Here is a 12,540-nt window from a genome sequence, read left to right as displayed (position 1 = left end):
GTCGAAGAGCCTGGACGCTCGCGAGCACGGCGCCACCGTCTGAAGGGCGATGGCGGACGCCCCTGTCGGAGGGCCCTGCCAGCTGAGGCCGAGAACGAAAACAGTTGCTCGACCCCGGACCAGGCACAGCCTGGACCGAGGGTTGAAAAACTGCGCGGTGCGCAGTTTTTCAAACGGGCCGACGAAGAAGCCGGGGTGCCAGCAGAACACGCCGCGCGGCGGTCTCGGTTGGCAACGCCGCTGCTGGTCTTGACCGGGCCTGTTCGATGAGCTGCGCGGAGCGCAGGTCATCGATCCTGGGTCCAGCGCCTCGCTGGTCCGGGTGCAGGGGCGGACAGCCCCTGCTGGGGCCTGGGGCAAAGCCCCAGCAAGGCGGCTTCACGAGGAGACCCCATGCTCAGGCGCATGGCGAGGGGCACGCTCCGCGGAGAGCCCGAGCGCTTTCCCTCATCCCCGAAACGCACGAGCCGTGCTAAAGGGCGCCCCGTGGCAGCCTCGGATTCTCGTTCGTCCTCGGCCAGCGGGCTCGGCAAGCTCCTCGATGCGCGGCGGGTCCTCCTCGTCGTCGGCTGCGGCGGGGTCGGCAAGACGACGACCACGGCAGCGCTCGGTCTCGCCGCAGCACGTCGCGGCAAGCGCGTGCTCTGCTTGACGATCGACCCCGCGCGGCGCCTCTCGCAGAGCCTCGGCATCGAGGAGATGAAGACGGAGGCGCAGACGATCGACCCCGCCCTCTTCGCCCAGGCGGGCGTGACCATCACGGGCTCGATGACCGTGATGATGCTCGACACGAAGAGCACCTTCGACTCGCTCGTCACGCAGCTCGCGCCCTCCGTCGAGCAGCGCGATCGCATCCTGAACAACGTGCTCTACAAGTACATCTCGACGTCGCTCGCCGGTACCCAGGAGTACATGGCGATGGAGAAGCTCTACGCGACGAAGAGCGACCCGAGTTACGACCTCATCCTGCTCGACACGCCGCCGACCCCCAACGCGCTCGACTTCCTCGACGCCCCGGAGCGGCTCGTGGGCGCGATCGACAGCGCCGCGACGCGGTGGCTCGTCCAGGCCGTGCAGAGTTCGGGGAAGTTCTCGATCAACGTGCTCGCGAAGGGCGCCGCCGCGATCGTGCGGGGCATCGGGAAGGTGTCGGGCAGCGGGTTCCTGGAGCAGATGGCGGCGTTCATCGCCGAGATCAACTCAGTCTTCGGCGGATGGAAGAAGCGCGCAGACGCCGTGAGCACAGCGCTGCGCGGGCCCGACGTGGCCTACGTGCTCGTGACGACGCCAGACCCGCTCGCCGTGCGCGAGGTGATGTTCTTCGCGGAGCGGCTGCGCGAGCAGGACATGCGGCGCGACGCCTTCGTGGTGAACCGCGTGCACCCGACCTACGGGCGCGTGCCAGACGTCGCCGAGGTGGAGGCCGCGCTCTCGCAGAGCGCGATCCCGCTCGGCCCAGACGCGCCAGCGCGGCTCCGGCGCGCGGCGGAAGACGAGAGCCGCATGGGCAAGCTCGACGCGCTGCACCTCGTGGGGCTCGAAGCAGCCCTGGAGGACGAAGCCTCCGGCGGGAGCCTGCTCGCGCACGTGCCCGCGTTCCCCTACGACATCCACGATCTGGAGCGGCTGTCGCGCATCGCCGAGGTCCTCGCGCCGTAGAACGGTTCGAGGCTCTCGTGCAGGGAAGGGCGCTTCTGCGTGTTCCGCCCGAGCCGTCCTCGTGGCATGGTCGGGGCATGGATCGAGGCGGCAAGAGGCTTTCGCGTACGCGCTGGGCGTTCCTTTCGCTCGTCGGAGCGCCACTCCTGCTCGCATGGCTCTCCGGCGCAGCCGGGTGCACCGAGGAAGACCCGCCGGAGCCACGCCCCGGCTTCCCCGGCGATAGCTGCACAAAGACGGACGATTGCGCCGTGCCACTGCGCTGCATCGACAACGTCTGCGTGGTGCCCGGCGGCTCCGGCGGCAGCGACGGCGGCACCGAGCCCGACGCCTTCGGCCCCGGCCCAGGCCCAAGCGCCGACGCCGGCCCCTGGAGCCAGTGCGACGAGTGTCTCGAAGGCACCTGCGGGCAAGCCGAGAAGGCATGCGGCCCCGATTGTCGCTCCATCGAGGCCTGCATCGAGACCGTGTGCGTGAACCTCAGCGACTCGCCGCAAGACGAGAGCGCATGTTTCCTGTACTGCCAGGACCGCTTCCCGGCCGGAAAAGATCAGCACCTCGCCGTCGTGAACTGCGCGCTGGAAGTGATGTGCTCGCCCCCCTGCACGTTCTACCCGCAAGACTACGATCTCTGCCGGACGTTCATGAACAACGGCGATTGCACAGGCTTCCAGAAGGCATGCGAAGCCGACGCACGATGCGGGGTCTACCGCGATTGCGTGAAGTTCTGCACCTCGATCGGAGACTGCACCGCCTGCGACGACTCCGCCGACGGAACCGAAGGCCGCAAGCTGCTCGAAGCCTACGAGCAGTGCGTCGCAAGCGAATGCATGACGGAGTCATGGATCCCGTGACGGCAGGCGTCGCGCTGGGGCGTTGCCCCAGGCCCCAGGAGGGGGCTGTCCGCCCCCTCCACCCCGGACCAGCGAGGCGCTGGACCCAGGATCGATGAACTGCGCGATGCGCAGTTCATCGAACGGCCGCTGACAAGGTAGGCGAGGCGTTTGCCGGCCAAGGCGGCGGCGCGGACGAGTGGTCGTGGGAGAGCACAAGCGCCGCGAGGGGCCGGAACCCGTTCGGTGCCCCCCGCGTCGTTGCCCCTCGGGCATCTCGACAGGCGACATCAGCCCTCGTCCTCGTGTGTTCGGTGCCGTGACAAGCCAACGTGCTTGCCGCAGGGCATCGGGCACGAAGCCAAGCAAGGCGCGTCCGCGCGGCAGAGGAGGTGTCTCGCCGCCGGACACGTGGTGAAGCGTGCGTCCAGGGGAAGGTCGACCCTCGAGACAAGGTCTCGACGCAGCCGACGTTCCTCGTCTCGCCGCCGAACACGGTCCGTCCGCCGTCGACGGAGCGTGTCGCGGGGGCTCACAGGTCGGCGCCCAGGCCAACGTCAGGCAGCCGGCCGCGTCCCTCGGTCTGTCGCGCAGCGGAGGCACCTGTGGCGCCGCCGAACACGCGTCGTCGACAGCGGAGGTCACGTGTTTGGGGGGATGCCGCGCTGGGGGCGTCGCGCCGGGGCGCTGCCCCGGACCCCGCGGGGGCTGTCCGCCCCTCGACCCGGACCAGGCACGGCCTGGACCGAGGGGGGAAGAACTGCGCAACGCGCAGTTCTTCCCACGGGCCCGTGGCAAGACCATGGAGGTGGGTCTCGAACAGGCGACGGACACGCTGCCGGTGGAGCCTGCAGCGCCGCGGTCTCTGTCGGCAGGATCGTCCCTGGTCTTGACCGGGCCTGTTCGATGAACTGCGCATCGCGCAGTTCATCGAGCCCGGGTCCAGCCCCTGGCTGGTCCGGGGTGGAGGGGGCGGACAGCCCCCTCCTGGGGCCTGGGGCAACGCCCCAGCTCTGCGCGCCCCCTGTCAGGGGCAGTTTGGGTTCGCGGCTTCGACGACGGCGCAGTATTCGGGGGCGCCGTCGCTCATGCAGATCGTCTTGCAGGTTTGGCAGAAGACGCAGGAGTCGAGGGCTTTGAACTTTTGGAGGGCGCCTGCGGGGGTGCCGAGGTCTTCGGCACACTTGAGCGTGCAGCAGCCGCCGTCTGTGCTGAGGGCGCAGTTGTCGTAGGAGCAGTCGGCGAGGGCCTTGCAGGCGGCGTCGGCGATGCAGGCGTCGGCGAGGGCTTTGCACTCGTTTGCGTAGGCGCCTGTCGTGTTGCTCGTGCAGTCGCTGCAGACCGAGTAGCTGCCGCTGCCGCCGCTGCCGGAGGAACTGGAGGAGCTGCCGCCGCTGCCGGAGGAGCTCGAGGAGCCGCCGCCTGCGGAGCTCGACGAGCCGCCGCCTGCGGAGCTGGAGGAGCTGCCGCTCGAGGAGCTTGATGACGAACCGTTGCCGGAGCCGCCTGCGCCGCCCGAGCCGCCTGTATCGTCACTGCACCCTACGGATACGAACAAAGAGCTGAGTGCTGCGAGCCCGAGCGCGTACCAACCAAGCCTCATCGTCTGTCTCCCTTCCAAGCGTGAGCCACGCGCCGTCCGCGCGGTGGAATGGGGACATCCTACCGCGGAGGCGTCTCCTTCGGGCGCGCGAACTCGTCTGTCAGCCTGGACCATGGCAGGGCGGCGCTTGATCCTGTGGGCTCGGACGATGTGGATTCGGGGGCGTCGGCGAGGGACCAGGCGGTGAGCACGACGAGCGCCATCCAGACGAGATCGGCGAGCAAGAGGTGTATGAGCTGCATCGCCACCGGCGCGAGGAGGAAGAGGTTTAGGAAGCCTGCGCCGATTTGCACGATCACGAGCGCTGAGACGAGCCGCGCGGGCTTGAGCAGCGCGGGGCGATGCGACGTGACGAACCCTGTCGCGAAGAGCAGGTAGGCGGCTACCACGCTGGCCACGATCGGGTGGTAGACGCGGAGCTGCACGAACACGTGCGCGGTTTGGGACACGTCGGCGGCGAGACCTTCGCTCAGTGTCTTGGCGGGGAAGAGCGTGTCGCCGAGGGCTGCGATCGCGCCGGTCACGCCGACGGCTACCACGCCGAGGAGACCGCCGCCGAGCACGTAGGTCGGCGTGCCTGACGAGCGACGGGGCAGGGGGCCGCCCGAGGCCCAGAGCACCGTGAGCGTCATCGCCGCGACGAGCAGGAACGTGTTGATCAGATGCGCGCTCATCCAGTAGCCACGCGCGATCGATGTATCGCCCGCGACGCGCTCGAAGAGGACGATGCCCGCGCCGACGGCTGCTTCGGTGACCATGAAGAACATCGACGCGACGGCGCCGAACCGCACGGCGTGCCGGCGCGGGAAGGCGCGGAAGGCCCACACGAGCTGGAGGAGCGTGAGCAGGAAGGCGATCCCCGAGGTCAGCCGGTGCGTGAACTCGATCAGGGTCTTCACGCTGGGGGCGCGCGGCAGCACCTCGCCGTTGCAGGTGGGCCAGTGGCTCCCGCAGCCTGCGCCTGCGCCGGTGGCGCGGACGAAGGCGCCCCAGAGGATGACGCCGAGCGTGACGACGAGCGTCGCCCACGCGACCCGGCGAAACGAACCTTGCGACATGCCCCCCGTTCTAGGGCCGGCCGGGCGTCCAGGCGAGCGCCTTTCATCCTCTCGACGCGCGGGCGAGGCCGCTTTATGCCTCCCAGGGTCCCCATGAGCACCATCACCCTGAGCGGACTCTTCGTGTATCCCGTCAAGGGCGCGCGTGGCATCACCCTCGACCGGGCTCGGGCGCTGGGCCTCGGCATCGAGCACGACCGGCGGTTCATGATCGTCGACCCGGACGGCGAGTTCCTCACGCAACGCGAGCACCCTGAGATGGCGCTCCTCGAAACGGCGATCGAGGGCGACACGCTTGTCCTTCGCGCGAAGGGCCATGGCCCGCTCCGCCTCCCGCTCCGCCCCGAGGGGCCTACGGATCGGCGCGTCCGGGTCTGGAGCGACAAGTGCGGCGCCGTGTTCGTCGGCGACGAGGCCGCTGCGTACCTGAGCGACGTGCTCGGCCGACGCGCGGAGCTCGTGTACATGCCCGACGACGCTACGCGGCGCGTGGACGGCCGCTACGTGAACCGCAAGGAGCGGGTCGCGTTTGCGGATGGGTTTCCGTACCTCCTTGCCTCGGAGGGCTCGCTCGCGGATCTGAACGCGCGCTTGCGCGAGGGCGTGCTGATGGATCGGTTCCGGCCGAACCTCGTGGTCCGCGGGGCGCCGCCCTGGGCCGAGGACGCGTGGACGAGCTTGTCCATTGGCTCCGTCGTCTTCCATCTGCGCAAGCCGTGCAGCCGTTGCAGCGTGATCACCGTGGATCAGGCGACGGGCGTGCGGGGCAAGGATCCGCTGGCCACGCTGGCGACGTTCCGCGCGCGGGCGAACCGCGTGTATTTCGGCTGGAACATGGTCGCCGAAGGGGAGGGCGAGATCTGCGTGGGAGACGTGGTGACCTTGGGCGCTCGCTCGTACGACGAAGTCGGCTGAGGCGCCGAGGAGAGAGCATGCAGAACGCGGCACCGTGGGATGCGATCGTGATCGGCGGCGGGCCCGCGGGCTCGTCCGTCGCGACCTACCTCGGACGGGAAGGGCGGCGGGTGCTTCTGCTCGAACGGGAGCGGTTTCCGCGCGAGCACATCGGCGAATCGCTTTTGCCCGGCGTCTTGCCGTACCTCGACGCGCTCGGCGCGCGCGAGGCCGTGGAGAGCGCGGGCTTCGAGCGCAAGGAGGGACAAACCTTCGTCTGGGGCCGCGATCGCACGCCGTGGGAGATCGATTTCCGCGAGCTCGACGTGCACCCGTACGCGTACTTCGTGGATCGGGGGCGCTTCGACGAGATCCTCCTGCGCAACGCCGAGAAGGCGGGGGCCACGGTGCGCGAGGGGTACGCGGTGACGCGCGTGATCTTCGAGAAGGGCCGCGCCGTCGGGGTGCGCGTGCGCGGGCCGGGCGGCGAGGAGCGAGACGAGCGGGCGAAGTTCGTCGTGGACGCGTCGGGGCAGAGCGCGCTCGTGGCGCGGAACGCGGATCTGCGGCGGATCGTGCGCGGCCTCAAGAACGTGGCGGTGTGGGCCTACTGGGAGGACGCCGAGCGCCTGCCGGGGCACAAGCACGCGCACATCCTGACGACGAGCATCCCCGAGGGCTGGATCTGGGTGATCCCGCTGGGCAAGCGCACGAGCGTCGGGGTCGTGACCTCGGCGGCGACACGCGCGGAGCGGGACAAGCTCGGGGCGAAGGCGTGGTACGAGCAGGTGCTGCGCGCGTCGGAGGCGGCGTGGCCGCTGCTCGCGAACGCGCGTCGGGTGACGGAGGTGACGGGGGCGCGGGACTGGTCGTACCGCGCGCGGCGCCTCTCCGGGCCGGGGATCTTGCTCGCGGGCGACGCGGCCTGCTTCATCGATCCGATCCTCTCGACGGGCGTGCACCTCGCGATGACGAGCGGCTTCTGGGCCGCGGCGTGCGTGCACAGCGCGCTCGACGAGCCGCGCCACGAGCCGTTTTTGCGACGCTTCTACGAGGAGACGTACGGCGCGACCTACCGGGAGTTGCTCACGCAGGTGAAGGCCTTTTACAAGGCCGCGGGGCGCCGGGACTCGATCTTTTGGATGTCAAAGCAAATCCTGCGGGTCGGCGAGGCCGTCGCGCCGGAGCTCGCGTTCCTGTTCATCACGGCGGGCCTCTTGCGGAACGCGGCGGTGGACGCGCCGCACGATCCGGCCGCGCAGGTCCGCGCCGAGCTCGGGGAGCGGGCGCGGCTCCCCGCGGAGGAGCCGAAAAAAACGTTCTCGCCGGAGCTCCCTTCGGCGCGGTCGCGCTCGCGGATCGTGTCGCCGCCGATCGTGTGGCGGGTCGGGGAAGGCGGATCCGCGCAGCTCGTGAGTGTGCGGGCCGAGGGACTTCGCCTCCGGCTCGTCCGGCATGAGCCACGCAGCATCACGGATCGGCCGCGGAAGAGTTATTTCGTGCTCGATCTGGTCGACGCCGGGCGCTTGCCGCTCGGGCTCGTGCTCGTCGAGGAAGGACGCGCGGCAGGCGAGCCGCTCGCGGGGGTCGCGCCGCGTCGGGCAGGTCGGTTGCTCGTCACGCTCCTCCCGTACCCCCGGTCGATGGGGGCTGCGCTCGGACAAGCCGAGCGACGCCCCCAAACCCCCATGCGTCCCCACGATCCCGCGCTCCTCGCGAAGCTCGAACAGACGCTCGTCGGCCTCGTCGCGGCCGCCGACGATCCCGCGAAGCCGCTCCTTCTGCGCCGCGTGCGTGCGCAGCTTCGAACGGCGCTCCGCGCGCCGGGCGTGTTGCCGGCCGAGATCACGGCGACGCCTTCGCGCGCCTTCCGCGGCGGCGGCGTCGCCGAGCCGCCGATGACCCTCGTCTTCCGCGCGAAACACCCGGAAAACCCCGTTCCGCGCGTCTACCTCCTGCTCGAAGCGCGCTTGCCGCCAGAGCTCGTCGACATCCCGATCCTGCGCACGCGCTTCTGCGACGTGTGGCTCCGGCCCGAGCGCGCGCGGGATGGCCGCCTCCTCGCCGAGGTGCCCGAGGTCCGGAGCCTCGTCGAAAGTGCCTGCGCTGCCATCTGGGACGCGACGCGCCCGGCGACGACGCTGCCCGCGGCGTTCGCGGCGGCCGAGGCGGCGCTCCGCGCGCTCACGCCGGCGGGGTACACCTTCGAGATGTCGGGTCGACTCGGGAGCACGGAGGATGGAGAGCTTCCCCCTTCGGCGACGGGCACCACGGAAGGCGCTTCCATCGTCTGATTTTCCTGCGCGGAGGCGGCTGTCCCGAGCGTGCAAACTGGCTCGGGCTGGTGCAGCTTCGACGTATGGCGATCACATGCAGGGAAGAAGCGATGCGCTGGGTGCATCGATATGCGATCGGCGGCGCGGCCTTCGCGGCCCTCCCGCTGCCGGTCTCCACGACGGCGGGCCTCGCCGCGCTCGAGGTCCACATGCTCAACTTCATCGGCGGGGTGTACAACGAGCCCGTCGGCAACCTGAGGAGCCTCGCTGCGGGTGGCGGCTTGGAGGTCATGGGCGCGGGCCTCAAGCTCGTGGCCACGCGCGCCGTCTCCTTCGTCCCCGGCCCGGTGGGCTTCGTGATCCGGGCGGGCATCGCGGCGATCGTAATCGAGTCCATCGGCCGCGCGATCATCGGGTATTTCGAGCACAAGCACCCCGACAAGGTCTTTTCACCCGCGGTCTAGGGCCTGCTTCGTACTAAGATCGCGCCGTCGTGAAGGCGCTGATCAAAGTCGGCTACGCGTGCAACGAGAACTGCACGTTCTGCCACACGGCCGACATCCGCCACCTCGACGACACGTCCGAGCGGATCGACTGGAAGATCGACCGCGCCAAGCGCCTCGGCGCGTCCATGGTCGTCCTCTCCGGCGGCGAGCCCACGATGCGGCCCGAGCTCTCGCGCTGGGCGCGTCGCATCGCCGGGCACGGCCTCGACTTTGGCCTCGTCACGAACGGGCTGATGCTCTCGTACCGGAACGTCGTCGACGAGCTCGTGGGCGAGTGCCGCCTCCGCTACGTCTACATGTCCCTGCACGGCGGCGCGCCCAAGGTGCACGGCTCCGTCGTCCGCGCCGACACGTTCCACAAGGCCATGCAGGCCATCGAGAACCTGCACGGGAGGATCCCCGATCTCACGATCAACTGCGTGATCACGACGGCGAACGTGAAGCACTTGCTCGGCCTCGTCGATCGGCTGCTCCCGTTCGAGGACCTCTGCATCAAGTTCTCGATGACGCAGCCGAAGGGCGCGGCGAACCGGGCCTTCGACGTCATCGTGCCCGAGGTCGCCGCCTGCGCCGCGCGCGTGAATGAGGCGATCACGTACGGGCTCGCGAAGCGGAGCGAGCGCGGGCCGCGCTTTGCGCACGACGGCCTGCCGTTTTGCCTGCTGCCGGGATACGAACACCTCTACGACGATCTCAAGACGCACCGGTACGCGACGATGATCGAGGCCGACGAGGACGACTTCGTCCCTGTCGACGACGTGGCCAAGATCCAGCCCGAGGAGGTCTGCGGCGACTGCGCGCTGCGCGGCGCGTGTCCGGGGCTCTACCGCGGCTACCATGAGATTCACGGCGCGGGCGCGCTCCGGCCCGTCACGGATCGGCCTCGGGCGAACTCGTACAACTTCGTCCCCGAGCGCGACCTCGCGCGCCCGCCCGGCGCGCCGTGCCCGATCCGCGCGGACGGGACGAGCCCGTACGATCGCGGGCGCACGTTGTTGCTTCGCCTCAAGGACCGGATGCGCCTCTTCCGCACGGAGACGCGGGACTTCTCCGACGAGGAGCTCCTCGCGACCAAGGAGAGCGCCGGCCAGATCTACCTCGACGTCTCGACGAAGCTCGCCCCCGACGACTTCGCGAAGGACTTACGGAAGCTCCGCCCCGCGGCCGAGTGCGAGGCGTGCCCCGAGCGTCCGCGGTGCACCGGCGCCTGGGAGCCCGTGCCCGCGGACGTGTTCACGCGGGATGATCGCGACGTGATGGCGATCCTCGCGAACCTCTCGGGCCGCGTGCTCGACCTCGGCTGCGGCGAAGGGCCGTACCTCGAAGCGCTCGCGCGGCGCGCGGCGGAAGGGCACATCACGTACGTGGGCGTCGATCCGGATCCGCAGCGGCTCGCCGTCCTCGCGTCGCGCCACCCGTTCGCGCGGTTCGTGGAGGGCCGCGCGGAGGATCTCGGCGAGGCGCTCGGCACGTTCGACCACGTGCTCGCGCTCCGCAGCGTGAACCACCTCGAAGATCCGGCGCGCGCGTTCGGCGCGGCGATCGCGCGGCTGCGGCCCGGCGGGACGCTCACGCTCGTGGACAACGTCGCCTTTGGCCTCGTCCGCAGCCGCGCGCACGCGGCGCGCGCCGAGGCTGCGCCCGGGAACCGCTTCGAGCATTTTCGGAACGACGACGCGGCCCGGACCGCGCGGCGGCTCGAAGACAAGCCCTTGCGCCTCCTCGAACGCCGCGACATCGGCCGCGAGACCAGCAATCAGTGGATGTTGCGCTATGAGCGCACGGGAGAAATGCCGTCGTGACTGCTTCTGCTTCGTCCCCCCGCAGGCTCCCCGTCCTCGCCGCAGGCGCCGTCGAGACGTCCTTCGCCGACTTCCAGAACGAGGCGCTGCTCGGCGACGCGGAGGGCGGGGAGAAGACGCTCGCGCACGAGGCCGCCGCGCACGAAAAACGCAACTGGGTGCGCCTCTCCTACGATTGCAACAACCACTGCACGTTTTGCCTCGATTCGAATGCGCACGACGGCACGATGCGGGCGACGCAGGACATCAAGGTGCAGATCGTCGAGGGCCGGCGGCGCGGCGCCGATCGGCTGATCCTCTCGGGCGGCGAGCCGACGATGCACCCGAACTTCCTCGACTTCGTGAAGCTCGGGCGCCTCGCCGGCTACCGGAAGATCCAGACCGTGACGAACGGCCGCATGTTCCGTTACCCGGAGTTCCTGAACAAGGCCGCGGACAACGGCTTGCACGAGATCACGTTCTCGCTGCACGGCCACACGGCGAAGCTACACGACGCGCTCGTCGGCACGCCCGGCGCGTTCGTGGAGGAGGTCGCGGGGCTGAAGGCGGCGCTCGCGTCGGAGCGGTTCATCGTCAACGTCGACATCGTCATCAACAAGCAAAACGTCCGGCACCTGCCGGCGATGCTGGAGATGTTCATCGGCTGGGGCGTGAAGGAGTTCGACCTGCTGCACGTGATCCCCTTCGGCAACGCGTGGAGCGACGCGCGGCACCACCTGTTCTACGACCTCGACGGCAACCTCGAATACCTGCAGCAGGCCTTCGCGTACGCGCGGAGGCCCGACATCCACATCTGGCTGAACCGCTTCCCGCCGCCCTACGCCGAGGGTTTTGAGGATCTGATCCAGGATCCTTATAAATTGAACGATGAAGTTCGCGGTCGGCGCGAGGAGTACGATCGGTACCTCTCGCTCGGCAAGAAGCTCATGTGTCGCGAGCCCGAGAGGTGCAAGTACTGCTACCTGGAGAGCCTCTGCGACACGCTCGACGAGGTGATCGACGTGCGCAAAGCCGAGGAGGTGGACGTGCTGCGCTACGCCGGCGAGCCGCCCCTCGCGGGCAAGCTGCCGGAGGCGAGCGCGGCGCGGATCGTGGCGGCGAACCTGGACGAGGCCGCGGCGCTCGCAGCAAAAGCGACGCCGGGCTCCATCGAGCTCGAGCTCGCGTCCTACGAGGGGTTGGCGGAGGCGCTCTCCCCCGAAGGTCTGCTCTTCGGCAAGAAGCTCGTGGCCTGTTACACGGGTGATCCCGCCGCAATCGAGCCCCTGCTCGGAATCCCCCGGTCCTTCGAGGTCCGCACCTTCCTCACGAAGGCAACGGAGCCCGTGATCCGCAGGCTGGATCCCCCGCCGGAAAACCTCGTGCTCGTGCAGCAAAACTACGACCTCGTGTCGGACGCCCACGCAAACGACGTCGACACGAAATCGTTTTTCGCGGCGTACCCCCATCCCGTCCCCGTGGAGAACGTACCCGCCTGCGTGGCAGGAAGGCCCGTGCGGCCCGCCGCGCGGACGCTGGACCTCGCGATGCTCGGCACCGACGCGCGCATCGACATGACAGCGTTCACGAAGCGCTACGTGGCCGACGGGTTCTACACGAAGGCACTCCGCTGCAAGGACTGCCGCGAGAACACCTCCTGCCGTGGCGTGCACGTGAACTGGGTTCGCGCCCACGGCTTCGGGGCGCTGGCGCCCATCGGCTAGCGTTGCGCTGGGGCTTTGCCCCAGGCCCCACCAGGGGTTGTCCACCCCTGGACCCGGACCAGCCAGGGGCTGGACCCAGGCTCGATGACCTGCGCTCCGCGCAGCTCATCGAACAGGCCCGGTCAAGACCAGCAACGACCCTGCCCACCAAGACCGCCGCGCTACTGGTTCGGCTGGCACCCCGGCTTCTTCGTCGGCCTGTTTGA

General features: G+C 69.6%; 9 protein-coding genes. 7 read left to right on the top strand and 2 right to left on the bottom strand.

The genetic code is table 11. The features are described from left to right. Window positions 1-486: 486 nt before the first annotated feature. Window positions 487-1,659 carry an ArsA family ATPase gene (locus QHF89_RS48900; protein ID WP_284721971.1) on the top strand — a complete coding sequence of 391 codons (1,173 nt, stop codon included), beginning with the start codon at window positions 487-489 and terminating at the stop codon, window positions 1,657-1,659. A 77-nt stretch (window positions 1,660-1,736) separates the two neighbouring features. Beyond that, window positions 1,737-2,513 carry a hypothetical protein gene (locus tag QHF89_RS48895; RefSeq protein ID WP_136973408.1) on the top strand — a complete coding sequence of 259 codons (777 nt, stop codon included), beginning with the start codon at window positions 1,737-1,739 and terminating at the stop codon, window positions 2,511-2,513. A 1,006-nt stretch (window positions 2,514-3,519) separates the two neighbouring features. Here QHF89_RS48895 and QHF89_RS48890 read toward each other — a convergent pair. Further along, a complete protein-coding gene (locus QHF89_RS48890; protein ID WP_136973341.1) occupies window positions 3,520-4,095 on the bottom strand; it encodes a hypothetical protein in 576 nt (191 codons plus the stop codon). Between the two features lie 59 nt (window positions 4,096-4,154). Further along, on the bottom strand, window positions 4,155-5,153 hold the full coding sequence (locus QHF89_RS48885) for a COX15/CtaA family protein (RefSeq protein ID WP_136973342.1): 999 nt from the start codon (window positions 5,151-5,153) through the stop codon (window positions 4,155-4,157). Window positions 5,154-5,246: 93 nt separating this feature from the next. On the opposite strand from QHF89_RS48885, the gene QHF89_RS48880 reads away from it, so the two are divergent. The 5 genes from QHF89_RS48880 to QHF89_RS48860 are packed head-to-tail and all read left to right on the top strand — an operon-like array spanning window position 5,247 to window position 12,334. Further along, a complete protein-coding gene (locus QHF89_RS48880; protein WP_284721970.1) occupies window positions 5,247-6,068 on the top strand; it encodes an MOSC domain-containing protein in 822 nt (273 codons plus the stop codon). A gap of 17 nt (window positions 6,069-6,085) precedes the next feature. Then, window positions 6,086-8,341, top strand: a complete 2,256-nt coding sequence (locus QHF89_RS48875) for a tryptophan 7-halogenase (RefSeq protein WP_136973344.1) — start codon at window positions 6,086-6,088, stop codon at window positions 8,339-8,341. A 50-nt stretch (window positions 8,342-8,391) separates the two neighbouring features. Then, on the top strand, window positions 8,392-8,787 hold the full coding sequence (locus QHF89_RS48870; protein ID WP_284721969.1) for a hypothetical protein: 396 nt from the start codon (window positions 8,392-8,394) through the stop codon (window positions 8,785-8,787). Between the two features lie 29 nt (window positions 8,788-8,816). Continuing rightward, complete coding sequence (locus tag QHF89_RS48865; protein WP_136973345.1) at window positions 8,817-10,631, top strand: radical SAM protein; 1,815 nt, start codon at window positions 8,817-8,819, stop codon at window positions 10,629-10,631. Beyond that, entirely contained in the window at window positions 10,628-12,334 is a 1,707-nt protein-coding gene (locus tag QHF89_RS48860; protein ID WP_284721968.1) for a radical SAM protein, read from the top strand. Before QHF89_RS48865 ends, QHF89_RS48860 begins: the two co-directional genes overlap by 4 nt. Window positions 12,335-12,540: the final 206 nt, after the last annotated feature.

Origin of the sequence: Polyangium sorediatum (assembly GCF_029946465.1) — a bacterium.
Taxonomy (GTDB): domain Bacteria; phylum Myxococcota_A; class Polyangia; order Polyangiales; family Polyangiaceae; genus Polyangium; species Polyangium fumosum.
The sequence above is the reverse complement of the archived record's forward strand: the minus strand, read 5'-3'. Positions and strand labels throughout refer to the sequence as shown.